Origin of the sequence: Ruegeria atlantica (assembly GCF_013033965.1) — a bacterium.
GTDB classification, from domain to species: domain Bacteria; phylum Pseudomonadota; class Alphaproteobacteria; order Rhodobacterales; family Rhodobacteraceae; genus Ruegeria; species Ruegeria atlantica_D.
In genome coordinates, this window is the sequence record NZ_WQFE01000001.1 from 683,786 (window position 1) to 708,147 (window position 24,362).

A 24,362-nucleotide genomic window follows, 5' to 3' on the forward strand; every position below is an offset into this window, starting at 1 on the left:
AACTGCGACGCTGGTTCCCATCAAAAAGCACAAACCGCGATGCATCACGCTCGTTGGATAAACTGCAGGGAGCCAGCAATGACCAAACGAACACCGACACGAAATTCACCACAGTTCCAATTGCCACGCCGGTCATTCCTTGCTGGGACGTGTTCTATGGCGGCGATGGCATTCGCCCCCACAGGTCGCGTATGGGCGGATACCGCTGCAACTGCTCCTGACATTGGCGCGCGCGATCCCAATACGCTTGTTGTTCTGGTCGACGCCACGGTCGAAAACCTAGACCCAGCGACGAATATCGAGTGGGCTTATGGCTTGCGTCCCATCTACGAGACCCTGACGATTCTTGACGGAAGCGATACTCTTTCGGTCAAACCAGCGCTAGCAGAGGCCTGGGAAGCCAATGAAGACAACACAAGCTGGACGTTCACGCTGGTCGATGGCGTGACCTTCCACGATGGCACGCCGTTCAACGCAGAAGCCGTGAAAAAAGCGGTGACCCGGATGGTGCTGCATCCTGCTGGTCTTGCCGGAACCTGGCAACTTGACGATCCCGAGACACAGATTGTCGTCGTTGATGACAGGACCGTTCGTTTTGATCTGGGAGAACCACGTCCCTTCTTCGACAGGCAGGTTAGCTCGCAATACGGGTTCTGGATGGCCAGCCCAACTGCTGCCGAAGCCAATTCAAAGGGCGATGATGACATGGGGTCCGAGTTTCTTCAGTCCAACCCTGTGGGAACGGGCCCTTACAAGCTGGAGAGCCTGAATCCAGGCCAAGACGCCACCTTTGTTGCCAACCCAGACTATCGTGGCGGGTGGGAGCATCCACATTTCAACCGTGTCATCACCAAGACGATGCCTGTATCCGCAACACGCAGACAGCTGTTGGAGACCGGTGAGGCTGATATGACGCTGGCGATGGAGCCGGAAGATATGATGGCCTTACGGGACGATCCGCGGTTCAACATGATCGACGCGCCCACTTTTACGGTTCAATACGTTGCGTTTGCCACAGATGGTAAGCTTGCTGATCCAAAAGCAAGGCAAGCAATCAGCCATGCGTTTGATCACGACGCATACATCGAGCAGGTAGCCCTTGGCACGGCAGACAAGCCGACATCGGTTTTCCCCGCACAAATGCAGGGACTTGACGGCAAGGATCGCCTGTTGCCCTTCGACCTGGATCGCGCCCGGGCATTGCTTGAAGAGGCTGGCATTGCGGAAGGCACCGAACTCACAATGGCCTACTACGCTGGGTTCGGAGATATCGAAGGTCAACTGCTGCAGGCCTGGCTGGCTGAAATTGGCATTGACCTGAAACTTCAGGAGCTATCTTTCTCGGCCTATCTCGATGTGTTCTTCGGCGAAGGTGAAGCTGACGAGCGCCCGGATCTCTTCTACTTCTCCTGGTGGCCGAACGTCGATCATCCCTACAGCTTCGCCTGGGGCCTGTTTAGCGGAGACGCCGCAACTTACGACGGCAATGCCGGTCGTTATGCCAACGATGAGGCGACGGCGTTGATCGACGAGCTTCGCAACCAGGTCATGACCGAGGATATGGCGGCCAAGTTCCGGCGCCTGGCAGACATTCTGACAACTGAGGACCCTGCCTGGCTTCCGATCCTGCAGGAACGCGCGCAATTCGTGTCACGAAATGACATCAAGGGCGTTGAGAACAACCCGATCTATGTTGCGACGCTGGACATGTACAATCTGTCGCGCGGCAACTGAGCGGCAAGCAGATGCTTCGGTTCATTCTCCGCCGCGCAATCGCAACAACGATTCTGATCGGCGGAGTCGTATTGATGACATTCGCGCTCGCCCGGCTTTTGCCGGGCGATCCCGCTCGTCTGATCGCCGGTGCCCGGGCCGATGCTGACGCGGTGGCGGCAGTCAGGGAACGCCTGGGACTGGATGACCCAGTTGGCATGCAGTTCCTGACTTATGTGAGCAACGTTATGGAAGGTGACTTTGGTCGTTCGGTTGTCACACGCCGTCCGATTTCCGAAGACATCGTCACCTTTTTTCCGGCAACGCTGGAGCTGGTCCTTCTGGCGGCCTGCATCTCACTTGTACTTGGTGCCTTGTTGGGTGTTCTGGCTGCGGTGCGCAGTGGCACACCTTCGGACGTTGGCGTGCGGGGCGTGGCCGTACTGGGCCTTTCCGTGCCCGATTTCTGGTTGGCGTTGGTCTTCCAGCTGCTGTTTTTCGCAACGCTCGGCCTATTGCCGTTTGGAGGTCGTCTGGGAACCGGCGTCACACCACCGGACTTCGTAACGGGTTTCATGACACTCGACAGCCTTCTGGCCGGTCGGTTTGACCTGCTTGTCGATGCACTGAAGCATATGATCCTTCCGGTTACAGTTTTGGCCATCCCTTCAATGGCGATCACGATCCGCGTCGTTCGCACCACAATGCTTGAGGTTCTGTCGCAGGATTTCATCCGAACGGCGCGCTCCAAAGGCATTCGGCCGGTTCGCGTTTACTTGCGGCATGCTCTGCGTAACGCGCTTTTGCCGATCGTGACGATTTTTGGTCTGAACACAGGTCTTTTGATCTCAGGAGCGGTGTTCATTGAGTTGATCTTCGATTGGCCGGGCTTAGGACGCTACACAGCCAACGCAATCGCGTCTTCGGATTACAACGCCATTATGGCGATCACACTTGTCGTTTCGATTGCCTACACCTTGATCAACTTCTTGGTCGACCTCAGCTATTCGCTGCTCGACCCGCGGGTGAAACTCTCATGAGCTCAGATTCCAACTTGATCCGTCGAAGCCAAAGCTTGCAATTTCCGGGACGCGAACGCGCAGCACAGATTGTTAGGTTTGCGACATCTTCCGGTCAGGCCCTTCTGGCAGTTTGCATCGTCTCGTTTATCCTCGTCGTCTCGGTTTCTGCTTTTGGCGCTTTTATTCTGGACATACATGTCACCGCCTTCGATCCGTTGAAGATGAACATCATGGCGCGGCTCGAGCCGCCGAGTGGAGAACACTGGATGGGTACCGACAAGATTGGGCGAGACATGCTAGCCCGGGTCGTTGCCGGATCATGGATTTCGCTATCGGTTTCGTTCGCGGTTTTGGCTGTAGCATCTGTGGTCGGCACCTCGGTCGGTCTGGTCGCAGGATACGTCGGCGGATGGGTTGATGAGGTTTTGATGCGGTTTACAGATCTGTTTCTGGCCTTTCCGGCATTGATTCTGGCTGCGGCTATCGCCGCGAGCTTTGGTGGCGGCATGGTCTCAACCACCGTCGCATTGGCCGCGGTTTTCTGGCCCTGGTACGCCCGACTTATCCGCAGCCGTGTGCTTTCCTTGAAAGAACAGGAATTTGTCGCGGCCAGCCGATGCCTTGGTGCATCGCATACGCGGCTGATCTTCACATCGCTGCTGCCGATGGTGTGGCCACTGGTGATCGTGCAAGCAACGACGGATGTAGGGTTCGTCATTTTGGCGGCGTCGGGCCTGTCTTTTCTAGGGTTGGGCGCACAGCCGCCCACTCCGGAATGGGGGGTTATGATTTTCGAAAGCCTGACCCACCAACCTGCTTCCTGGTGGCTTGCCGTCTTCCCGGGGGGCGCAATTGCGCTGGTTGCTATTGGCTTCAACCTATTGGGTGACTCCTTGCGCGACCGTTTGGATCCATCTCTAGGGGCATCGGAGGCCGGAGTTTAATGGAACACATGAATAGGCGGTTCTTTTTAGGCGCAACCGCTTCCTTAAGTTTGGCGTCGCCAAGTTGGGCCAGAAAGGACAAACAAGTGGACTATAGTCAAACGGGCGCAACAATCGTGAAAGGCGCCGGTGGCACAGATGGCTATCACTTCCCTGCCGAATGGGAAAAGCACGAGCGGACATTGATGCAGTTCCCATCCCCCCAGAACTGGCGCCGCCGTGATCTGGAGGATGCCCGAAGGGAGTGGGCTGAAACCGCAAATACCATCGCTGAGTTCGAGCCTGTGACGATGGCGGTTCGTGAGCAGGATATTAAAGCCGCTAAAAGCATGCTCAGCAGCCAGATCAAGCTGATCAAAATGCCGCTTAACGACGCCTGGTCGCGCGACAGCGGTCCGATGATCCTGAAAAACGCTTCAGGTGATCGTCGCGTTGCGGGGTTCACGTTTAATGGGTGGGGCAAGAAATTCCCTCCATATCGTGACGATCAGCTCGTTAAAGGAAGGCTCGCTGCCAAGTTGGATATGCCAATGTATCAGAGCAATCTGGTGCTCGAAGGTGGGGCGGTAGCATTTGATGGGCAGGGAACCGTTCTGACCACTGAAGAGTGCCTGCTGAATTCCAACAGAAACCCTGGCTGGACCAAGACTGAAATCGAAGCCGAATTACGGTCACATCTCGGCGTGATGAAAGTCTTGTGGCTGCCTCGAGGTTTAACACCGGACCCGATTACCGATGGCCACATTGATGGAATAGCGGCATTTGCAGCGCCAGGAATGGTCTTACTGCACACAACCGATGATCCGAGTGATCCGAATATGCAAATCACGCAGGAGGCTCGGGCTATCCTCGAAAGCGTAACGGATGCAGCTGGCCGGAAATTAGACGTAGTTGGGATTCCTCTGACCAGTTTTGATGTCGTCCACATGAATTTCTACATTTGTAACGGTGCGATTATTGTGCCCATTGCGGGACGCCGGTCGGAAGACGATGAGCCGCTTGGGATTTTGCGCGAAGTGTTCCCGCACCACGAAGTCAAAGGTGTTTCAGGAAGGATGATCGGTGGCGGTGGTGGCGGCGTTCACTGTATCACGCAACAGGTGCCAGCCATCTGACCCAATTCAGACCAGCGAAGTAAAAAAGGGGACCGCAATGCGATCCCTTCAAGTTTCGGGGAGTTTGTGAGTGGTAGTCGGCTTATTGGCCCTGCTCAGTCATCCCATCCAAGCTGCGCAAGGCTTTGTACATATTTGGCCTCCGATCCCGGAAAACACCCCAATTGTCGCGATATGCGTTGGCGGCATCCAGGTCCACGGCTGCAGTAATCACCGCCTCTGAAGCGCTATCCGCGTCCGCAAGAATTTCACCGGTATATCCGGCAATGAAAGACGTTCCATAAAACAGGCCTTCCGTATCACCCTGAGTTTCATGGCCAACACGGTTAGAGGCAACAAGCGGCACCATATTCGCCGCTGCGTGCCCTTGCATTGTCCGACGCCAATGGCCGCTGCTGTCGAGTTCCGGTTTCTTGGGCTCCGATCCGATCGCAGTTGGGAACATCAGAATTTCAGCGCCTCGCAATACAAGGCTGCGAGCTGTTTCCGGAAACCATTGATCCCAGCAAATACCGCACCCAACGCGGCCGTATTTGGTTTCGACAACTTGGAACCCGGTGTCACCAGGACTGAAGTAGAACTTCTCCTCATATCCAGGTGCTTGCGGAATATGCGTCTTGCGGTAATTGGTCAGAACTGAGCCGTCTGCGTCAATCACAGCCAACGAGTTGTACCGCGTCAGACCAGCGCGTTCGTAATAAGACACCGGAAGGACCACATCCAATTCTTTTGCCAGCGCACTAAAGTGGCTGACCACTCTGCTGTCCTCAAGCGTGCGCGCCATGTCAAAGTATTGGAGATCCTGTTCTAAACAGAAGTACGGCGTTTCGAACAACTCCTGCAAAAGAATGACTTGCGCACCAGCATCGGCGGCCTGCCGGACGAGTCCTTCGGCTCTGGCAATGTTGTCGTCAATGTCCCAACTACAGGGCATCTGCGTGGCGGCGAGAGTGATGTTTCGCATGCCGATTATCTTTCTGCCTGAAATTCAGTGATGCTCTCGCTGATTGCGCCGACTATCTCGTCGCATTGCTCTTTGGAAATGATCAGCGGGGGCGACAAAACGATCCGGTCACCGACCGGGCGAACAATCACGCCGCGCTCCATACATTTGCGGAATACGTGATGCCCGGCGTTAGCACCGGCATCCATCGGTGCTTTGCTCGACTTGTCGCTTACCAAGTCTATTCCCATCATCAGGTGGCTTCCGCGTACGTCCCCAACAATCGGAAGATTCAGAAGCGACTTTGCGGTCTCTTGCAAGTAAGGCCCGACTTCGCACACGTTTTCGAGCAGGTTTTCACGATCCATGATTTCAATGTTTTTCAATGCCGCGGCGCAAGCGACTGGATGGCCGAAATATGTCAGACCCAACGACAACAAGCCGCCTTCGCATTGCGGCTTTGCTATAACATCGTAGACCTTGGTCGAGATCAGAGTCGCACCCAAAGGGATGTAGCCAGAGGTCAAGCCTTTGGCGCAGACCAGGATATCTGGCTGGTAGTCAAACAGTGTTTCTGACGCGAACCATTCCCCCAGCCGCCCAAAGGCCGTCACGACCTCGTCAGCGATGTACAGCATGTCGTAGCGCTTGCAGATCTCCCACATACGTTTGTGGTACCCCTCGGGCGCGACCAGCACGCCACCAGCGCCCATGATGGGTTCGGCAATAAAGGCCGCTACATTGTCGGGACCCAATTGCTGGATGCGTGCCTCGAATTCGCGAACGAGGTAGTCGCAGTATTCAACATCGCTCCAGCCATCCGGTTTGGCGTAAAGATTGGCCTCGGACACGTGGTTTATGAAGTCTTCTCCAATCCGGTCGAACCCAAGTTTTGTCCCGTGAATTCCGGTGAGTGATGCGGCGACATAGGTCGCGCCGTGATATCCGTTTTGACGGGAAATGATCTTCTTCTTTCGATGTTGGCCCTTCTGGTCAAAATAGAAATGAACCAGCCGAATGGCGGCATCATTCGCTGTTGAGCCGCCACATGTGTAGTAAACGTGGTTCAAATCACCAGGCGCAAGCTCTGCGAGTTTAGCGCCCAGGTTTGCCGCTGGAACGTTAGAGCTGTGGCCAAACGGGTTGTAGTACTGCATGTTCATGACCTGCTCGGCGATGGTGTCTGCCATTTCCTTGCGGCCATGCCCGATGTTGACACACCAAAGCCCGGCAATACCATCCAACAGGCGGTTGCCCTCAGTATCGCTCACATGCATTCCCTCGGCGCGCTCGATGATCTGGCTGCCTTCCTTCGAGAAGGTCGAGAAGTCGGTATACGGATGGATGAGATGCGCGCGATCTTGTTCAAATGCGGCGTTTCGATCGAGGGTGGTCATCGTAGACTCCATGAAAACTTGTGCACCATTCGGCTGATTGCTGAGATCAGCATCGGCTAACAACTGTGCCCAACACAGTCCCCCACACGTGGTATCGACGCGACTAGAGACCTCCATCTAGGTACGGAAACGTCATCTGGTTCCCTGCACCGTTGACTGTAACCAAGGACGTTATTGCTGATGCAATGGGCATTCTCAAAGCGTCGATCGATGCCTTGCAAGAGGTCTGAAATGCTGGATACCAAAGTGACGAAACTGAACCTCAAAGACCCTTCTCTCTTGGAAACACGCGCTTACGTGAATGGAGAGTGGGTCACCAAGGAAACTACCTTTGCAGTCTTCAACCCAGCCAATGGTAATCTGATCGCGAATGTTGCCGACATGGATGCCGACGACACGCGTGGCGCGATCGACGCAGCATACGCTGCGAAGTCCGAGTGGGCAGAGCGTACAGGCAAGGAACGCGCCTTCATTTTGCGCAGATGGTACGACCTGCTGATTGAGAATACGGATGATCTGGCAATGATCCTTACCGCAGAAATGGGTAAACCTTTGGCCGAGGCCCGCGGCGAAATCCTTTATGGTGCATCCTTCATTGAGTGGTTTTCTGAAGAAGCCAAACGGATTTATGGTGACGTTATCCCTGGTCACCAGCGCGACAAACGCATCATTGTTTTGAAACAACCGGTGGGCGTTGTTGGGTCTATCACACCCTGGAACTTTCCAAATGCGATGATCGCGCGCAAGGTCGCGCCTGCGCTGGCTGTGGGCTGCACATTTGTTGCACGTCCCGCTGAACTCACTCCACTGTCAGCACTTGCCATGGCCGTGTTGGGTGAACGTGCTGGTATTCCGGCGGGCGTTTTCAACGTTATCCCATCATCTGACAGTGCCGGAGTGGGCCAAGAACTCTGCGCGAATGAAAAGGTAGCCAAAATCACGTTCACCGGTTCCACACGGGTAGGCAAAATCCTGATGCGGCAGTGCTCGGATACCATTAAGAAAATGTCGCTGGAATTGGGTGGCAACGCGCCCTTCATCGTCTTTGATGACGCCGACATCGATGCAGCGGTCGAGGGTGCAATGATCGCAAAATACCGCAACAACGGGCAGACCTGTGTGTGTGCCAACCGTATTTATGTGCAGTCGGGTGTATACGAAGAATTCGCAAGAAAACTCCAAGAAAAAGTCTCCCGATTGAACGTCGGCAATGGCTTTAGCGATCACGTGACCATCGGACCTCTGATCAATGAGGCTGCAGTTGCAAAGGTTGAAGAACACATTGCTGATGCGACGTCTAAAGGCGCGACCATAGTCGAAGGTGGACAGCGTTCAGATCTTGGTGGCACATTTTTTGAACCAACCGTTTTGACAGGCGTGACGCAGGGCATGAAGGTAGCCAAGGAAGAGACCTTTGGTCCAATCTCCCCGCTTTTTCGGTTCGAGGATGAAGCTGATGTCGTCGCCATGGCCAATGACAGTGAGTTCGGGCTGGCATCGTACTTCTACAGCCGTGATTTAACCTGTGTTTGGCGCGTTGCCGAGGCTTTGGAAAGCGGGATGGTCGGGATCAACACTGGCTTGATCTCAACTGAGGTGGCGCCCTTTGGCGGCATCAAGCAATCCGGACTGGGACGCGAGGGTGCTAAGTACGGTGCGGAGGACTTTTTGGAAGTAAAATACCTATGCCTTGGCGGAATAAGTTAAGCTCGACACAATCAAATGACTGCTGTGGCAACAAACAAAAGGTTTGACACGCTAGATGGTTTCGCTGAGTAGCCCGTGAATCAAACCAAATTGTATCCTTCAAGCTTCGAAGAATGGCGGCAATGCTTGCTGCACCGCGGCGTATCGTCCTCGCCTCAATGTCTCTTTTGGGCCGTACTTACTAGTTGTGGTGGGAATATCGGCCATCGACTCTTTTTTGAGGGCCAGCAGGATTTGGACAAGCCAAACGCCCTTGGCCGTCAGGGTGAGGGCGCGCGCCCCCCTCGGGCAACCCTATTAGACAGGGCCGTGTCCTCGGCGGTGCCTGCGGACCGTACCACCCCTGTCGGATAGCATTGCCTCGCCGCCATCCGCGTTCGCCACGTGGCAGATCAGCAGGAACAGGCGCCTTAGGCGTCTGATCTGCAAATCAGCCTGATTTTCCAAAAAGAAAGTCAGGATCAACGAAATCAGTCTGGATGCTGGAGGAAGGAAGTTAGGCGCAAATGACAAGGTTCTGTCGCTGGTACCCATCGACACCATAGACACCGAAGCCTGCTAAATCCCAAGCTCGCGGCTGATCTCAGCTAGTGAGCTTCCCACTAGCCTTAAACCACACTTGATCCGCTCATGCTTTCTAAGGTCGGTGGAAGTGGGCTGATGCATAAGCCAAGTCCTAACATCTTTTGAGGTTGTTCATTCTTCCCTCAATTTTAGCCAAAAATAAACTTTTTCCAATTTTTTCTGATGCTTACATTATGCACCCCTGATTTCGCGATGTTATAGTTTTGGTGCAAGAAATTGACAAAATCCGCTGAGTTTGTTGTCGCTGACTCGTGCGGCAGCTTTGCCAGGCAACTTGGGAGCTATTGATTGCCCAGCGATGTGTCAGTGATGATTGAAGATGAGCGGAGGATGGTCGCAATCGCTGTCTCTGAAGGCGAATGGCGCTGTTATCTGCCGTCTGAAATTAAGAAAATCTACAATCAGTCGGACACCTTGCGATCGATGGCACTGTTTCTCGGAATCACGCCCCTACTCGCCAGAAAAGCGCTTCAACTTGCAGGTGTTGACTACCTTCGCGATCTCTATGGAAAGCGCCAAACCGGCAAATCCTTTAAGGAAATTGCGACCGACAATGGAATGAAGCGATCAACGCTGACAAAATGATCAAGCAAAGGGGGTGGCCGGTGAAACCGGGAAGGCCACGCCGTCTGTTTTCTCAGTACCAGCTGGCCAAGGCCGCGATGCAATGCAAGACAGTCAATTCCGTTGCACGCAAACTCCGAGTGCATTGGAGCACTGCCAAACGGATGCTCTCGTCAGAGAAGCTCTTGGCGAAGCTAAACAGTAGGTACTTTTTGGTTGTTGGAGATGGATTTCTTGGCCGCGCTCAGACGCAGCTGAGGATTTAGCTGGGTGTCAACATTGCGACGTTGACAATGATGACCGGCCCCATCCGGACATCCAATCTAACCAAGATTGCTGCACTGCGACTTCTGCGAAGCGGACATTGATCCGGACAGAGTAGGAGTGGTTTGGGAATACTGACGAGCTTGTTTGATGGCGCTATGGCGAACTCATCCAAGCAGTTCTCGTATTTCACCATTTTCGAGTACGGCACTCTCACGAGGATCGCGCATGGGTGATTCCAGCATTGCACGAGCCAGTTCGTCGGAGGTCACTCCGATTTTCGGCATAAGCCTTTGGAGCGGCTTGAAGACATAATCTGCTGGTTTCCAACTGCTCCTCGGCCCGGAAGGCGCAATATAACCCGGACGGAAAGCGAACTTCCGTTCGAGGGCGGAGGCGAACAGTGCGCTCTCTGCCTCGCCCTTGATCTTCAATGCAAACGACATGCCGCCACCGTCGGGTCGAGCACCTTGGGCGGAAAACAAACAGAACGTGGCATTTGGGGAGACCTTTTCGCAGGCAGAGAGCAAAGCACGTAGCCATTCAACGGTGATTTCCTCGTATTCCGCACGGCTGACGCGCGAGGAATAGGTGGCCAGGCAGTTGAAGACCGTATCGATACCATTCAAGTGAGTTTCGATTGCCTGAGCATCGCCGAACGATGAGAATTTTGTTTCGCTCAGCTTGGCGTGATCTCGGCCCGACGGTCTGCGCCCAAGCGACACAACCTCTTGCGTGCTATCCTCGTTCAGTAAGGCAGAGAGAACCGATGACCCCACCATCCCGGTCGCCCCGGTCAGCAGAACCCGCCCAAGTGGTCGCGGTGTCTTGTCAGATGGATTGGGCACGACGTTCTGCCTCAGCCTTCAAGCCGCGATTGAAGGCCTTGTAGCCGTCCACGTACATCTTTGCCAAACGACCGCCCATCAGGAACGTGATGCCCCCCATAATCTCGTCGGATTGCACGAAGCGGGTTGTCCCATCTTCTAGAGGCTCGACCTGGAAATGATGGTTGTCGCGAATGCCGCCTGGTCCCTTCTCGGCCCAATAGAACTGCGTTCCGTCCACGACTGTGATTGTGTGATCCAACGTAGTCAGCTTCTCCTTTGATGCATCAAGTTGAAAGTCGACGGTGATCTTCGAACCGTCCTTGATCTCACCCTTGATACCGACGAGAAACGCAGCCCAGTTCCCGTAGTTGGCCGCGTCAGTCAGTACCGACCATACCACCTCTGGCGGCGCATCGATCACGATGTCGGTGTGAATCCTGTGATGCGAGAAGCTCACCTTTTCCGATGATCCGTTTTCCATGACTTTCTTCCTTACGTCTCAGGCACTGATTGGCCACAGGCCATCCCTGCCCTGAACTGTGATCCTCCCGAACCGATCCCGCATGCGCTTGGATCGGAAGAGATAGATCGAGATGATGATGTAGTTGATGCACTCCTGAACAAAGTTCCGGTAGCGATCCGGGCTTTCCAGCATATCGAATGTCTGTACCGCACACATGGTGGCAAGCGCGGTGAACATGACCAGCATGGCAATCGGCGTGAAGCTCCAGCACAGGAAGTATCCAAGGAGAAAGGTGGCCCCAGATGCGGTGATCAGTATCCAATGGAGTGTCTGCATACCGACCGGGAAAGTCGCGTTCTGCAGTGGCATCAACGGCGCGAAACCCGTGAAGTACTCCAGAAACCCGAGCAACCCCCAGCCCAGCATGATCATCGATGCGAGCACGATCAGAAACTCGAAGCCTCGCGAGGTACGGTCCATTAGTGTCGTCATCAGACTCACCCCAACATCCGCATCATAAACCGATCGAACATGCGGTCGCTTAGGATACGACGGAAGAAAATGGCCTGCCTGACGCCGACACCGGCGGCGTAGCGGGTTTTGGGCTTCGGTATCTGGATTGCCCCGACGATGACCTTGGCAATCACGCTGGGTGGAGAGGCCGTGCCGTTCTCCGCACTCATGTTGCGGAACCAGTTCGCCATCTTCCGCGCGATGGCGCTGTACGGACCGCTTCCCGAGGTCTCGAGCAACGGATCGATAAAGCCGCCCGTGATCTCGGTATCGATCGCGCCGGGGCGAACGATCACCACATCAATCCCGAATTGTGCTGTTTCGGCTCGAAGACAATCGCTGAAGCCTTCGAGCGCGAACTTGCTCGAGACGTACCAGGCTGCCAAAGGTGCGTGCACCTTCCCCTCGCCGGACGACACATTGATGATTTTGCCCCACCCCTGCTGGCGCATATGCGGCAGGACCAATTGGGTCAGGCGGCCAAGCCCGAAGAAATTGACGTCGAACTGATAGCGAGCCTTGTCGATGTCCGTTTCCTCGACCGACCCATAGACAGACAGGCCGGCATTGTTGACGAGGATGTCGACACCGCCATGGTCGCGCTCGATCTGTTCGACTACAGCGACAACGTCCCCCTCCTTGGTCACGTCCATCTTGATCGGGATGCATCCAAGCGCTTTCAGGTCGTCCATGATCTCAACCCGGCGCGCAACTGGATAGACCACATGCCCTTCCTTGACGAGCGCTTCTGCGGTGGCCTTGCCGATACCGCTGGACGCGCCGGTCACAAGGGCAACTCTCTTTTCATTGTTGTTCATGGCTTCGCCCTCAAACAGCAAATGTTTGACCGGTCATCTCTTCCGAGAGCAACCAGAGACGCTTGGCCACATCATGATCGTTGCAGATCGGATTGCGGATCGCGACGCCAGTCTCCCCGCTCATCTCCTCGGGGCCAGTCGGACCATAGTAGTCCCCACCCTCGACCTCCTCAGACAGGGCGGCAAACAGTGACGGCTTGGCAGCGTCTTCGTTGGAATGCAGCAGTTGCTCGACTTGCGCCTTCATCGCCTCGCGAGAGGCTTCGTCCAGATCCTGGAATAGGCCGGAATCGGAACCACCTGGATGCACAGTCAGCGACTTCAAATTCTTGCCGGACGCCCGAAGACGGCGGTCCAACTCGTCGCCGAACAGGAGACAGGCGAGCTTGGACTGTCCGTAGGCCAAACCCGGATTCTGCCCACAGGTCAGATCATCGAAGTGAATGCTGGCGCCCTTGTGCGCAATGCTCGACAGCGAAACGATCCGCGATGCTGGGTTATCCGGGATCAGGTCGATCAGAAGTGCGGTGAGAAGGAAATGCCCGATATGGTTGGTGGCGAATTGCAGATCGACGCCTTCGGCATTGGTTTGCGCCGAATAAAGAAGGATTCCCGCGTTGTTGATCAGGACATCAAGCTTCGCATAGCGGTCGCGAAACGCTTTAGCAAACGCTCGGACCGAACTGAGATCACTGAGGTCCAGCGCGATGATATCGAGCGACGCTGAGGGAACACGCGTGGCAACTTCTGCCTTGGCAGCTTCGGCTTTCTCCTGGCTACGGCAGGCCATGACGACGTGAAAACCGGCCTTGGCCATGCCGACCGTTGTTTCAAATCCAATGCCGTTGTTTGCACCGGTGACGATAGCGATTCTTCGAGATTGTGCAGACATATCAAATCCTGACGAGTTGACAGTTCGTGTATGATTGTCATCATATTGACACTCAGCGTCCGTTTGTCAATATGTAAATCATGGAAGATCGCTACGGATACATCATCGAGGCCGCGAAAGGCCTGTTTCTTCGCTACGGGGTGAAGCGAACCGGCATGAACGATATTGCCGAGGCCGCGGGCATTTCTCGCCAGACTCTCTACAAGGCATTTGCCAATAAGGATGAGGTGTTACAGGCTACGATACGGTCCCTGGCGGACAAAGTTGTCCTGGATATCGAGGCCGGACTGGACAAGGCCTCCGGCCTTGGCGCGCAACTGGATCTCATTTTCAAACACACCGTCATTGAACACTATGACTTCCTGCAATCCTCGCCCAATGCCGAGGACATCATTGCGGGCGTGACAGCCTCCAGTCAGGAAGAGCTTGAGGCAGGCGCAAAGAGAAACACCGAGATCATTGCGCGAGTTTTGGAACCCTTCTCTGGCTATATCGAGACGTGTGACCTAACCGTCAGCCAGTATGCCGACTTCATTCAGCGTTCTGCGACTGCCACAAAATACAGTGCCAAGAGCAGAAAGCACTTGCTTGAACTTTTGGCTGCGCTTCGGGTGTCGGCATTGAAGGTGACGGGTACCGATTAGGGGGCCACGACGGCCCATTGCGGACTTTGGTCCAAAGCGGCTCAGCTGCGTCGCAGCAACTGCAAAGCAGAAATTCGTTTGGTTTCAGTCCAGCGAAATGCCTCCGCCAACTCAACTCTTTCTTAGGTATCCGACTGGCCAACCTGATGTGCGTCGTAGCTCGCTTCCAGTTCGCCTCTCAGAAACTGTCCAAAATTCAGGGCATCGAATTTAGCAACCCCTGTCCCCGACAGCGGCGCAATTTCAGCGGAGACATGTGGGTCGAAGAAGAACGGCACGGAATAGCGCTGTTGCCCGGTCGCGTTAATCACCCGGTGCGGGGTGGACAACAGCTTTCCGTTGGAGAGCCGGTGCAGCATATCGCCTACATTGACCACGAAGGCATTGTCGATTGGCGGTGCATCCACCCAACGGCCCGCGGGCGTCTGGACTTGCAAACCACCAACATCGTCCTGTGCAAGCAATGTCAGACATCCAAAGTCCTTGTGGGGGGCAGATCCGAACAGATCATCTGGCGCCTGTGCCGGTTGTGGTGGATAGTGAAGCAGGCGTAGCCAAGTCGTTGGCGTCTGGAATGCACTGAGGATCGAGTGATCGGCAACGCCAATTGCATCAAGGGCCAGACCCATGAGCTTGCTACCCAGGTTTATCATCGCCTCGGCATAGGCCTCGCAGGCCTCTCGGAACCCTTCCAGAGCAGGCCATTGGTTTGGTCCGGACAGATAGACGGCAGGGTCGACCTCGGGATCCTCGCGCATCATCATGAACGACGCGGACTGATTGGGCTTAGTCACCTTTGCCAGATCAGAGTTCACGTCCGTGGATGTGTTGATCGCGATGTAGCCACGATGGCATTTATTAAGCGCTATTGCCTGTTTTTCGACCTCCGGCAGTGCATGAAACGCCCTTGAGGCGGCAAACACGGCAGCGCGTAAGTCAGGATCAACGCCGTGATTAATTACATAACCAAATCCGGTTTTTCCGTAGGCTTCGGCGAATTCCAAGGCGAGGTTGGACGTGTCTTCGCCCTGGATCAGCGGTGCAAGATCAAGCACCGGGATTTGTGTGAATTCAGTCATCTGAGGTCTCCAAGATTGTTTTGTCGAGCAGGTCACAAATGGAAGACCAGCTATCCCGCAAAACGTTTGCGGCGATGAGCACAGTTGCGCTCTAAGACAACAAGATGGAGAAACTCGGACATTTGCCGAACGCTATGACAGACTGAATCCACGATCAATCTATAAACACTACGACCCGGCCCAAAGCGGTCACTGGACAAGGTAACGAAATTCCGCAGCACAGCCCATATTGCGGCCATTCGCTGCATGAGCAACGGCGCGGGTCGCTCGAACGCATAGTCTGCGCAACAATGCCGCCGATGCGCAATGTCGAGCACAAACCCGCCTTGGCTAGACTTCAGGCCTTGAAGCACATTGCAGGGAACAGGCGGATGGAGTCCACACGACATTGCCAAATTATTCAGTGAAGGATGACGGACCAAACGCAGGTAGAGAAAGCTAAGATCGCGCCTAAATCCCTGCGGTTCCTTCACGTGTTTCATCGATCAGCCCAGCCATTTGGAATAGTCGCTGACCAACAGATGTGTCGGATCAACATCCTCCTGAACTTCGGCAAATCGGCCAATTGGGTCGCGAAAAATATTGTCGGTCTCGTCATCATTGACCGTTGAGACCACACCGATCAACACATCCCCCCCTTCGCCCCAGAATGCGTGCCAATCACCAGGGCGCAGGGTCACGCTTTCCCCCGGGGCCAGGCGCAGTTTCTCACCCGGGTTGAAGCTGTGTCGGATGCCATCCAGCCAAACCACACCACCGCGATCCTCAGCAAACCCACCTGCGTCGTCTGAGCCGAAAAGCTCGACCACCAGAGTAGCGCCGCCGCGGTTGATGATATCTTCCGCCTTCAAAACATGCGTGTGCATGGGCGATAGCTGGTCCTGCCTTGAAATCAACAGCTTCTCTGCGTAGCACATGCCGCCGCCCTTGGCCAAATCACTCTGCAACCCGTTGCGCAGGGTAAAAAGGAACAAGCCCATCTTGTCAAAATCACCATCACCGTAATCGGTTATGTCCCAACCGCACCTTACGTCAATCACGTGACGGGCATCACTTTCACGGGCTTTAAACTCCTCGGGCGTCCAATAAGCAAAAGGTGGCAACGTGAAACCGTGAGAGCGGATCATCTCATCTGTTTGGTCCATGATGTCATTGATGCGGGAGCGTTTCACGCCGGCACTCTTTTGGTCTTGAGGATTTCGATTACCATGGCTGCGGTCCAGGTAAAGCTGCCGCCCCCACAAGGTTCGCCGCTGATCGGGTCATAATATTCCGCAAAGCCACTTTTCTGAATAAGGTTCAGGCTGTCGGCGAGGATACGTTGTGCCATTCCATCCTGCCCAGACCGGCTTAGACCTTCGGCAATTAAATAGTTCACGATCAACCATGTCGGCCCACGCCAATAGCGCAGACAGTCAAAAGCATCATCCGCCGGGTCGTGGCTGGGCACCAGATAGCCGCAACGCTCGGCCAGCAAAGCGATCCTTCGTGCCAGCTCTTCAGCACGGCCCAGAGGGACATCGGCAATTGCGGCGAGCAGCCCGCCAATCGTGGGCGTATCCTGCAGATGCCCAGCAGCGCGGTTGTAACAGGTGTATTGCCCAAGCGTCGGGTTCCAGAGGCTTTCCAATGCCGACCGACCCTTCGTGGCCATCGCGCGGGCCTCTGAGGCCATTGAGCTATCGCCCAGGACTTCGGCCAAGTCGGCAACATCGTCGCAGGACCGTATCAGAATGCCGTTAAAGCCTGGATCAACCAGTCGGAAGGGTGAGGCATCGTGAAGTTTCGCGTTGTCCCAGCCAAGCTCACGGAAATATTCAAGCAGCCAGATATAACATTTGTATTGCTCGTCGGAAGGGCGGTGATCGGGGTTAGCATGTGTCGTGTCACGTCGCGTGAAAGGCGCTATTCCCTCAATCGGCACATCATCCAAGCCTTCGTCCCAGTCCACAGAGTTGTCTCGACCAGATTCCCATGGATGAATGATTGCCACCAGCCCCGTGTTTTCGGGATCGCGGTCGCGGTAGAACCACTGATGCCAAGCGTGGACCTTGGGCAAATGCTTGGCCAGCCGCTTTCTTGCGGCGGCTTTGTCTTCGGCGCGGTCGTAGAGCTTGCGCAAGGCAAAGCCTACGACTGCAGGTTGGGTGATGCCGGTCGTGGGCACGGCTCGTCCGGTTTGCCAGACGTCAGGTCCGGGAAAATACCCGTCATCGGGTTCGTGGAAAATGATATGGGGCACCATACCGTCGTCCCACTGATGGGCCATAAGTGTCTCGATCTCGACCCAGGCCCGATCCATGTCAAAATGTGAAAATCCAAGCGCAGACAATGCGCTGTCCCAGTTCCACTGGAATGGATAGAGGCCATGGGTGGGCACGGTATAGCTGCCAAGGTCATTGCCTTCCATGACCTTGCGAGCCTGATCGATCAGCGCTTGACTCATCGCGCTTCTCCTTTACGCAACAGACAGAGTGGTTTCGGGGTCGAACCAACGCCCCCGGCCCTCTTGCGGCGCCAGGGTAAGTACGTCACCAGGCTTAACGCTAAGCTCACTGTCCAATACTGCGCGGAACTGGTGACCCTCTACATCACAGGTTACGAGCAGATGTGCACCTAAGGGCTCAACGACCTTCGCTCGCGCACCAAAACCCTGATCGGCAATACGCAGGTCTTCTGGACGGATAGCCCACTTTAGATCCTTTCCGTTTGCCGGGCCCTCAAAGCTCTGACCGGCAACGGTCCAGCGACCAGAGCCCGCGGCTTCAGCGGGGAGGAAATTCATTGGCGGATTGCCGATGAAACTGGCCACAAACTCGGCCGCTGGATCGCGGTACACCTCGATGGGCGAAGCTGCCTGAACAATTTTGCCCTGGTGCATGACACTAATCCGGTCAGCCATTGACATGGCCTCGACCTGATCGTGGGTCACATAGATGGCGGTGGTCCTGCTTTCGGCCAGAACGCCCTTCAGTTCGGCCCGCATCTCCATCCGCAACAGCGCATCAAGGTTCGACAGGGGCTCATCCATCAGGATCACGTCTGGTTCCATCGCCAGCGCGCGGGCGACAGCAACCCGCTGGCGTTGGCCGCCGGACAACTCGCCCGAATAGCGCTTCAAGAGCTGTTCGATATGCATCAACCCGGCGGTGCGCTCGACCCGGCGTTTGACTTCATCATCGGGCAGTTTCTGCATCCGCAAACCAAAGCCGATGTTCTCGAACACCGTCAGGTGCGGAAACACCGCATAGTTCTGGAACACCATCGAGATACCGCGATCTTTGGGCGACAGGTGATCCACCCGGCGGCCACTGATCCAGACTTCGCCGGTCGTGGCAGTTTCCAACCCTGCGATGATACGCAGAAGCGTGGACTTACCACAGCCTGAGGCTCCCAGAAGGACCATGAATTCCTGGTCTGCAATGGTCAGGTTGATGTCGTGAAGCGCTTGGTAAGATCCAAAGTTCTTGGCGACGTTTTTGATCCGAATTTCAGCCATAACAGTTTCCTTTCAGCCACCGCTCAGCGGTTAGCGATACCCCACATGGCAAAGAGATATTTGCGCACTGCGAAGATGAAGATCAGGGCAGGCACCACGAGGATGAACCCACCTGCAAATTTCAGGTGCAACGGGGCCTCGCCCAGTGTCTGCAACAGGAATGCGGGCAACGTTCGGTTCTCGATCGTCAGCACGGCGGCTGCGAACACTTCGTTCCACGAGATCACAAAGGCGAAAATCGCCGAGGCTGTGATCCCCGGTAACACCAGAGGTAGGATCACCTTGGTGAAGGCGGTCAGCCGTGTGCAGCCCAGCGTCCAGGCTGCCTCCTCAAGTTCCAACGGAATACCCGAGAAGAGCGAAAAGGTGATAAGCACCGCGAAGGGGATCGCCAACGTCGTGTGAACCAACGCCAGACCGAAAGCCGTATCATCCAGACCTGTTCGGATGAAAAGAACTGCCAAGGGCAGTGCCAGAAGCGGCAACGGAAAGGCCCGTGTCAGCAGGATCAGCAACCGGAACAGCTCTTTCCCGCGAAAGTCAAACCGCGACAGGGCGTAGCCTGCAGGGGCCCCGATGGCGATGGACATCACCATCGTCATCAAAGCCACCAGAACCGAGTTCCACAGCGCCCTCAGCATTCCCTGGAACCCCATGAAGAATTCCAGTGATCCCATATTGAACTCCGGGATGAAGCTCTTTGGGAAACTGTTCACCGTATCCGGTGAAGACATTGTGTTCACGAATAACAAGTAGAGCGGTATGATCACCCAGGCACACAGCAAGATCACGCCTGCCCAGTAGAGCCCCCTTCCCGCCTTGCGGGCGTCAGGGGTCACAACATCAGCAACAGCCGTCATATCGTAGCTCCTTTAGGGACGCGCAGCGCACGTATGATGATCAGAGTGAAGACGATCGAGATAATCAGAACGATGATCGCCAGCGCTGCTGCTGCCCCACCATTTTGCAGGTCAAACTGATAGGCGTAGATCTCGCCCATGAGCACCGGGAAAATCGTGCCACCAAGGGCTGCAACCACGGCGAAGACCTCAAAGGCCAGGATGACGCGCAAGACCAGTGCCGTTTGCAGCGACGGGCGCAGAAGAGGCAGGGTGATCCGCGTGAATTGCTTCCAGCGCGAGGCTCCAAACACGTCTGCAGCCTCGTAGTATTCCTTGGGGATCAACCCAATGCCCGCCACAAGGATCACAAGCATAATCGCGGTCGCGCGCCAAATCTCAGCCAGCATAATTGCTAAGAATACAACCCAAGGGGTTTGGTAGCTCAACAAACTCATAGGTTGCTCAGTGACCCCAAGCCCGACCATCATCGAGTTCAGGAAACCCGACTGCTCGAAGATCGCCAGCCAGATGATACCAGCCGCAAGATCTGAGATGCCCAGCGGTATGGTCCAAATATAGAGAACCAAATCGCGGCCCTTTTGCATCTTAGTGACCATCGTGGCCATCAGCAGTGACAGCGCCAGTTGGATCGGCACCACGGCCGCAGCCAGAAGAAAGGTGTTCTTCATCGAGATCGGGAACTTCCAGTAGGTCACAACCTCGCGAAAGTTATCCAGTGAAAAGCCGTTCTCTGTACCAAACGCCTGCTGCGCAACCAGCGCAAATGGGTAAAGGAAAAAAAGGCAGAGAAATAGCGTCACCGGGAGGATCAGAAAGTAAGGCAATAGCCGCGCTTCCATCGGACCGCTCCTATAAGTTGGGATTTTGCTGGGGAACCGGGCCACTATTTCAGCGGCCCAGCAGTCAGGAAGTACCTTACTCGACCGGGCAAGCGCCTTCAGACGGTGCATCTGGTGCCCAGCAGGGTGCGCCAGTTTCGGTCATGATTTTTACAAGTTGCTTCTTCTGGTCATCCAGAACCTGCTCGATGGGCTGGCCAGCCAGAACAATGCGTTCGAACGCATCTACATACACACGGTTGAAGTCACCGCCCATGCTGCCCAGACCTGCAGGCAGCAACCCAGGATTGGCGTCTGCCGAGCCGCTCATCGTTGCAACCGCTTCGCCGGCAGCTTTGACCGAAGGCGGCAGGTCGTCAGGCAGTTCAACATCCACCACGGGAAAGAAGTTAGTGGCCTTCAGGGTCGCGATCTGCGTCTCGGGCTTCATCAGATAGGACACCAGAGCTTTGGCCCCTTCGGCATCCGGCGCGGTGCGCGGGATGGCAACGCCTGCCAGAACAGGCATGAAGCCGCGGCCAGTCGGGCCCGCAGGCGCCGGGAAGGCGACGAAATCGTCGGGACGTTCATTAAATGCCTGCGCCAGACGCGAGGTATGGTCAAAAACGATCCAGGCATCACCGTTCAAAAGTTGTTCCTGCATGAACGAAAAGTTAGTCGAAGCAGGGTTCGTATGGCTCCAAAGCTCTTTAAACTTCTCCCAAGCCGTCACAGCCTCTGGTGATGCGAAAGTCCGTACAACGCCGTCGGTGTAGGACGGGTAGAGATAGCCCTGAAAGAAGCGGTGTTTCAGCCCCTTCGGACCTGCCGGAAAGCCGAATTTCTTCTGACCAGTCGCGTCCTCTACATTTGCCGCCCACGCGATCAATTGATCATAGGTCAGCGCATTAATGTCCGCACCTTCCGGCAAGTATTGCAGCGCTTCTGTGTTGGCAGCCATGATATAGCTCGCTTGCATCCATGGCATGTATTGCAGGCTGTCCGTTCCCAGCTTGGCCAGATCGTTGAAAGTGTCTGAGGCCGACATGACGCCAAGATCGCCGAGGTCCATCAGGTCATCAGGATTCATCGCCGAGAAGTTTCCGTGCAAAGAGCCCAGCAAGTCAATGCTGCCTGAGTCGGCTTGCAGCTCGGCTTGCAAGCGAGTCAGCCAGGGGCCGTCTTCATTCGGCTGGTAGTCAACCTCACCCTCATAGCCACCAAGAACTTCGGTCCGCATAGCTTGTGCTTCTTCGGCGGGCCGGGCTTGGGTCGACCAGAATAGAGTTTCGGCCTGCACGGAGGCGGCGGAAACAAGCATGGCCACACCGGACACAGCGCCCGACAGTTTCAGATGAATCGACATGATTTCCTCCCTATGTCTGAGGCTGACCGGAGCCCGACAACCTCTCTCCCTCGCCGACACCTTTGGGTCAGTCCGCGGGCGAATGTGATTAATATGGTATATCGTTGTATCTTGAGTCAAGCCTGTTGCTATCAAGCATTCGCCATAAATTGCTTGCCATTTACAAAACCACTTGCGATTTTAGAAAAACGTTATATCTACACTGTGACCCATGACGAAAAAACCCACCTTATCCAGCGTTGCCAAAGAAGCGGGTGTGTCGGTTCCAACCGTCAGCCAGGTTATGCGTGACACCGGCCGAATTTCAGAGAAGACACGTCAGAAAGTCCTGAGCGCAGCCAAGCGTCTGCGCTACGTCCCAAATCAAGCGGCGGCCACCATGCGATCGGGGGACAATCGCGAAATCGGTTTTATCCTTAACAAATTGGCCAACCCGTTTAACGCAGAGGTTGTCAGCGGCGCCGTCGACTTGCTCGAAACCGAAGGATTCATGGTTTCGGTCCTTGATGCACAAGGGGATCTTCAACGTCAGGACCGCCTCCTGGAAGCTTGCATCAGATTTGGTCGCCGCGGCTTGATCTGGGTTCCGGCCCTCAACACGAATGAGGACGCCATGGAGCTTCTGGACGCTCATGGAGTTCCCGCTGTTACTTTCATGCGCAAGGTATCACAGTCCCTTGATCATGTTGGCATACTCAACACTGAAGCTCTCGCACAAGCCACGCAGCACTTGATTGACTTAGGGCACAAGCACATCGCCTACTTTGGCGGCACCGAGCAATCGTCCGTGCGTGAGGAACGCATTGCCGGTTACCTTGGCACTTTAGAGCAGCTGGATGACGTGCAGCCAATTGTCTGGCCATGCAATGAGAATAAGAGCGCCGGTGTTGACGCTATTGCCGCACTCCGTCACCAACACCCCGAGGTGACGGGCATTGTTTGCAACGGAGACGTTGTGGCGCTTGGCGCCTGCTTCGGCTTGATCCGATCCGGTTGGAAACCCGGGCATGATTTTTCGGTGGTGGGTTTTGATGACATCGAGGATGCGGCCGTCTCGACGCCCGGCCTCACAACCATGGCGATCGACCCGAAGAAGTTAGGCAAGCGGTTGGCCGAGATCCTTCTGGACCGAATGCGAACACCCGAACTACCAGTCCGTCATTTCGAGTATTCTGCGACCCTGACAATTCGAGGAACATCAGGAGCAGCCCCCGGGCACTAAAGTGTATATCTCAGTTGCTATCGCTGGTATCTATTGCGGCTTGCGATGGTGAAGACGCCCCAATTTCGGTTGTTCGCAAACCCACAATGGCACGTGCTGCCGATGAGATAGGAATTCTTAACCTGCGGCAACAGCCGCGAGGCAGCGGTCAAGATCACCCCTACACTGTTGAACCGAGGGTCCGCTTTGAAATGCTTAAATGCCGTTGCAGTATCATGCGGTATTCGAAACTTTGGGCTCAGAGCCGAATTGCTGTGGTACAGTTCAAATTCCGAAATGCCCGCCATTTGAGTGTCGGCCTCCTTGCTGGGCCCCAGATGGTTTCGCGCTCGCAGAGAAGGTCTGATCTCCCGCCCTTCCTGCCGGTGATGTGACGGCCCATTTCGGACATTGAGTGTGCCGAGCGGTGCTGCATCGCAGCCTCTTATATGCGGACATCCTATTGCAGAAGTTCGAAGTCGCCAGAGGGCTCGATGTGTCCCCTGCCAAAGCTCTGAGCGCACATGCTTTGACGCGGGCATGCATTATTGCTCATCACTTGCTATGCTCATTTGGATAACTTTGTGTGGAGGGCTAATTGGCTACTAACTTAGATTTTGAGAAGACACGCATTCAACTCTATTCTGAAGCACCTGGTGGAGGGGCCTATGATTTTGTGTGTGAGGCTCGATTTTTGGACGGAAGCGGAAACGTTGTCGGCACTTACAGTTTCTATGACCGCGCGGGCCTACAAAAGTCTGCCATCGTCCGAACCGTGATTGGTGGTAGTGGTCCAGAGCACAGTATCCACGTAGTTTTACATGTCCGCGAACTAGACACATACTTATATCTGCTTGGTCAGAATGGGACCGGAAAGCTTCTGGCCACCGACGATCCACCTGCTTCAGCAGGCGAGCTGCAGACGCGAGTATCTTTACAGTTAACTTCAGACTGAGAGCTCGGCCCTTTGCAGACATTGGGCATAACAATCATTTTCTGCGGTCGAGCCCGCATTCCGGTCATTCGCTGCAAGTGCAAATTTTGGCGCCGCTCGAACTCACACATTGCTCACCCAACCGGTCATTCCACAGCATGCCATTGTAGTGTTTTCAAACTGCCTCT

The 24,362-nt window shown here is 55.2% G+C and carries 22 protein-coding genes; 8 read left to right on the plus strand and 14 right to left on the minus strand.

What is annotated here, in order from left to right:
* The first annotated feature begins 78 nt into the window (after window positions 1-78).
* Genes GOW16_RS03350 through GOW16_RS03365 form a run of 4 tightly spaced genes read left to right on the plus strand, consistent with a single transcriptional unit; the run spans window position 79 to window position 4,794 of the window.
* On the plus strand, window positions 79-1,734 hold the full coding sequence (locus tag GOW16_RS03350) for an ABC transporter substrate-binding protein (protein WP_170410199.1): 1,656 nt from the start codon (window positions 79-81) through the stop codon (window positions 1,732-1,734).
* A gap of 11 nt (window positions 1,735-1,745) precedes the next feature.
* On the plus strand, window positions 1,746-2,753 hold the full coding sequence (locus GOW16_RS03355) for an ABC transporter permease (protein WP_170410201.1): 1,008 nt from the start codon (window positions 1,746-1,748) through the stop codon (window positions 2,751-2,753).
* Window positions 2,750-3,679 (plus strand): ABC transporter permease, encoded by a 930-nt coding sequence (locus GOW16_RS03360; protein WP_170410203.1) that lies wholly within the window; start codon window positions 2,750-2,752, stop codon window positions 3,677-3,679. Before GOW16_RS03355 ends, GOW16_RS03360 begins: the two co-directional genes overlap by 4 nt.
* A complete protein-coding gene (locus tag GOW16_RS03365) occupies window positions 3,679-4,794 on the plus strand; it encodes an agmatine deiminase family protein (protein WP_217354474.1) in 1,116 nt (371 codons plus the stop codon). Before GOW16_RS03360 ends, GOW16_RS03365 begins: the two co-directional genes overlap by 1 nt.
* A gap of 82 nt (window positions 4,795-4,876) precedes the next feature.
* Here the strand turns inward: GOW16_RS03365 and aguB are convergent, their stop codons facing one another.
* Window positions 4,877-5,758, minus strand: coding sequence for an N-carbamoylputrescine amidase (aguB, locus tag GOW16_RS03370; protein WP_170410205.1), 882 nt, complete (start codon window positions 5,756-5,758; stop codon window positions 4,877-4,879).
* A gap of 5 nt (window positions 5,759-5,763) precedes the next feature.
* The gene (locus GOW16_RS03375; protein ID WP_170410207.1) at window positions 5,764-7,134 is read right to left on the minus strand and encodes an aminotransferase; all 1,371 of its coding nucleotides are present in this window, start codon (window positions 7,132-7,134) and stop codon (window positions 5,764-5,766) included.
* A gap of 231 nt (window positions 7,135-7,365) precedes the next feature.
* Here GOW16_RS03375 and GOW16_RS03380 point away from each other — a divergent pair, with 231 nt between their 5' ends.
* Window positions 7,366-8,841: an NAD-dependent succinate-semialdehyde dehydrogenase gene (locus GOW16_RS03380; RefSeq protein WP_170410209.1), complete on the plus strand. Its 1,476-nt coding sequence runs from the start codon at window positions 7,366-7,368 to the stop codon at window positions 8,839-8,841.
* Between the two features lie 873 nt (window positions 8,842-9,714).
* On the plus strand, window positions 9,715-10,011 hold the full coding sequence (locus GOW16_RS03385; RefSeq protein WP_170410211.1) for a hypothetical protein: 297 nt from the start codon (window positions 9,715-9,717) through the stop codon (window positions 10,009-10,011).
* Window positions 10,012-10,421: 410 nt separating this feature from the next.
* On the opposite strand, the gene GOW16_RS03390 is transcribed toward GOW16_RS03385, so the two are convergent.
* Genes GOW16_RS03390 through GOW16_RS03410 form a run of 5 tightly spaced genes read right to left on the minus strand, consistent with a single transcriptional unit; the run spans window position 10,422 to window position 13,770 of the window.
* On the minus strand, window positions 10,422-11,102 hold the full coding sequence (locus GOW16_RS03390; RefSeq protein WP_368039865.1) for an NAD-dependent epimerase/dehydratase family protein: 681 nt from the start codon (window positions 11,100-11,102) through the stop codon (window positions 10,422-10,424).
* Window positions 11,086-11,565, minus strand: a complete 480-nt coding sequence (locus GOW16_RS03395; protein ID WP_170410215.1) for an SRPBCC domain-containing protein — start codon at window positions 11,563-11,565, stop codon at window positions 11,086-11,088. The genes GOW16_RS03390 and GOW16_RS03395 overlap by 17 nt, the downstream gene beginning before the upstream one ends.
* Window positions 11,566-11,583: 18 nt before the next feature.
* Window positions 11,584-12,039, minus strand: coding sequence for a hypothetical protein (locus GOW16_RS03400; protein ID WP_170410217.1), 456 nt, complete (start codon window positions 12,037-12,039; stop codon window positions 11,584-11,586).
* 5 nt (window positions 12,040-12,044) lie between these two features.
* The gene (locus GOW16_RS03405) at window positions 12,045-12,878 is read right to left on the minus strand and encodes an oxidoreductase (protein WP_170410219.1); all 834 of its coding nucleotides are present in this window, start codon (window positions 12,876-12,878) and stop codon (window positions 12,045-12,047) included.
* A 10-nt stretch (window positions 12,879-12,888) separates the two neighbouring features.
* Window positions 12,889-13,770 carry an oxidoreductase gene (locus GOW16_RS03410; RefSeq protein ID WP_170410221.1) on the minus strand — a complete coding sequence of 294 codons (882 nt, stop codon included), beginning with the start codon at window positions 13,768-13,770 and terminating at the stop codon, window positions 12,889-12,891.
* Window positions 13,771-13,850: 80 nt separating this feature from the next.
* Between GOW16_RS03410 and GOW16_RS03415 the strand changes: the two genes are divergently transcribed.
* Entirely contained in the window at window positions 13,851-14,414 is a 564-nt protein-coding gene (locus GOW16_RS03415; RefSeq protein ID WP_170410223.1) for a TetR/AcrR family transcriptional regulator, read from the plus strand.
* A 122-nt stretch (window positions 14,415-14,536) separates the two neighbouring features.
* Here the strand turns inward: GOW16_RS03415 and GOW16_RS03420 are convergent, their stop codons facing one another.
* The 7 genes from GOW16_RS03420 to GOW16_RS03450 all read right to left on the minus strand — a co-directional run bounded on the left by GOW16_RS03420 (window position 14,537) and on the right by GOW16_RS03450 (window position 22,039).
* On the minus strand, window positions 14,537-15,493 hold the full coding sequence (locus tag GOW16_RS03420; RefSeq protein WP_170410225.1) for an isopenicillin N synthase family dioxygenase: 957 nt from the start codon (window positions 15,491-15,493) through the stop codon (window positions 14,537-14,539).
* Between the two features lie 485 nt (window positions 15,494-15,978).
* Window positions 15,979-16,665, minus strand: a complete 687-nt coding sequence (locus GOW16_RS03425; RefSeq protein ID WP_170410227.1) for a D-lyxose/D-mannose family sugar isomerase — start codon at window positions 16,663-16,665, stop codon at window positions 15,979-15,981.
* Window positions 16,662-17,939, minus strand: a complete 1,278-nt coding sequence (locus GOW16_RS03430; protein ID WP_170410229.1) for an MGH1-like glycoside hydrolase domain-containing protein — start codon at window positions 17,937-17,939, stop codon at window positions 16,662-16,664. The genes GOW16_RS03425 and GOW16_RS03430 overlap by 4 nt, the downstream gene beginning before the upstream one ends.
* 12 nt (window positions 17,940-17,951) lie before the next feature.
* The gene (locus tag GOW16_RS03435) at window positions 17,952-18,992 is read right to left on the minus strand and encodes an ABC transporter ATP-binding protein (protein WP_170410231.1); all 1,041 of its coding nucleotides are present in this window, start codon (window positions 18,990-18,992) and stop codon (window positions 17,952-17,954) included.
* Window positions 18,993-19,015: 23 nt separating this feature from the next.
* Window positions 19,016-19,852 (minus strand): carbohydrate ABC transporter permease, encoded by an 837-nt coding sequence (locus tag GOW16_RS03440; RefSeq protein WP_170410233.1) that lies wholly within the window; start codon window positions 19,850-19,852, stop codon window positions 19,016-19,018.
* The gene (locus GOW16_RS03445) at window positions 19,849-20,694 is read right to left on the minus strand and encodes a carbohydrate ABC transporter permease (RefSeq protein WP_170410235.1); all 846 of its coding nucleotides are present in this window, start codon (window positions 20,692-20,694) and stop codon (window positions 19,849-19,851) included. The genes GOW16_RS03440 and GOW16_RS03445 overlap by 4 nt, the downstream gene beginning before the upstream one ends.
* A 76-nt stretch (window positions 20,695-20,770) precedes the next feature.
* Complete coding sequence (locus GOW16_RS03450; RefSeq protein WP_170410238.1) at window positions 20,771-22,039, minus strand: ABC transporter substrate-binding protein; 1,269 nt, start codon at window positions 22,037-22,039, stop codon at window positions 20,771-20,773.
* A gap of 211 nt (window positions 22,040-22,250) precedes the next feature.
* Between GOW16_RS03450 and GOW16_RS03455 the strand changes: the two genes are divergently transcribed.
* A complete protein-coding gene (locus GOW16_RS03455) occupies window positions 22,251-23,261 on the plus strand; it encodes a LacI family DNA-binding transcriptional regulator (protein ID WP_170410240.1) in 1,011 nt (336 codons plus the stop codon).
* Window positions 23,262-24,362 lie beyond the last annotated feature (1,101 nt).

Excerpts from the sequence above, each read along its gene's own strand:
- GOW16_RS03350 (WP_170410199.1), top strand. The coding sequence starts at position 79 with ATGACCAAACGAACACCGACACGAAATTCACCACAGTTCCAATTGCCA.
- GOW16_RS03355 (WP_170410201.1), top strand. The coding sequence starts at position 1,746 with ATGCTTCGGTTCATTCTCCGCCGCGCAATCGCAACAACGATTCTGATC.
- GOW16_RS03360 (WP_170410203.1), top strand. The coding sequence starts at position 2,750 with ATGAGCTCAGATTCCAACTTGATCCGTCGAAGCCAAAGCTTGCAATTT.
- GOW16_RS03365 (WP_217354474.1), top strand. The coding sequence starts at position 3,679 with ATGGAACACATGAATAGGCGGTTCTTTTTAGGCGCAACCGCTTCCTTA.
- aguB (WP_170410205.1), bottom strand. The coding sequence starts at position 5,758 with ATGCGAAACATCACTCTCGCCGCCACGCAGATGCCCTGTAGTTGGGAC.
- GOW16_RS03375 (WP_170410207.1), bottom strand. The coding sequence starts at position 7,134 with ATGACCACCCTCGATCGAAACGCCGCATTTGAACAAGATCGCGCGCAT.
- GOW16_RS03380 (WP_170410209.1), top strand. The coding sequence starts at position 7,366 with ATGCTGGATACCAAAGTGACGAAACTGAACCTCAAAGACCCTTCTCTC.
- GOW16_RS03395 (WP_170410215.1), bottom strand. The coding sequence starts at position 11,565 with ATGGAAAACGGATCATCGGAAAAGGTGAGCTTCTCGCATCACAGGATT.
- GOW16_RS03400 (WP_170410217.1), bottom strand. The coding sequence starts at position 12,039 with ATGACGACACTAATGGACCGTACCTCGCGAGGCTTCGAGTTTCTGATC.
- GOW16_RS03405 (WP_170410219.1), bottom strand. The coding sequence starts at position 12,878 with ATGAACAACAATGAAAAGAGAGTTGCCCTTGTGACCGGCGCGTCCAGC.
- GOW16_RS03410 (WP_170410221.1), bottom strand. The coding sequence starts at position 13,770 with ATGTCTGCACAATCTCGAAGAATCGCTATCGTCACCGGTGCAAACAAC.
- GOW16_RS03415 (WP_170410223.1), top strand. The coding sequence starts at position 13,851 with ATGGAAGATCGCTACGGATACATCATCGAGGCCGCGAAAGGCCTGTTT.
- GOW16_RS03420 (WP_170410225.1), bottom strand. The coding sequence starts at position 15,493 with ATGACTGAATTCACACAAATCCCGGTGCTTGATCTTGCACCGCTGATC.
- GOW16_RS03430 (WP_170410229.1), bottom strand. The coding sequence starts at position 17,939 with ATGAGTCAAGCGCTGATCGATCAGGCTCGCAAGGTCATGGAAGGCAAT.
- GOW16_RS03435 (WP_170410231.1), bottom strand. The coding sequence starts at position 18,992 with ATGGCTGAAATTCGGATCAAAAACGTCGCCAAGAACTTTGGATCTTAC.
- GOW16_RS03440 (WP_170410233.1), bottom strand. The coding sequence starts at position 19,852 with ATGACGGCTGTTGCTGATGTTGTGACCCCTGACGCCCGCAAGGCGGGA.
- GOW16_RS03445 (WP_170410235.1), bottom strand. The coding sequence starts at position 20,694 with ATGGAAGCGCGGCTATTGCCTTACTTTCTGATCCTCCCGGTGACGCTA.
- GOW16_RS03450 (WP_170410238.1), bottom strand. The coding sequence starts at position 22,039 with ATGTCGATTCATCTGAAACTGTCGGGCGCTGTGTCCGGTGTGGCCATG.
- GOW16_RS03455 (WP_170410240.1), top strand. The coding sequence starts at position 22,251 with ATGACGAAAAAACCCACCTTATCCAGCGTTGCCAAAGAAGCGGGTGTG.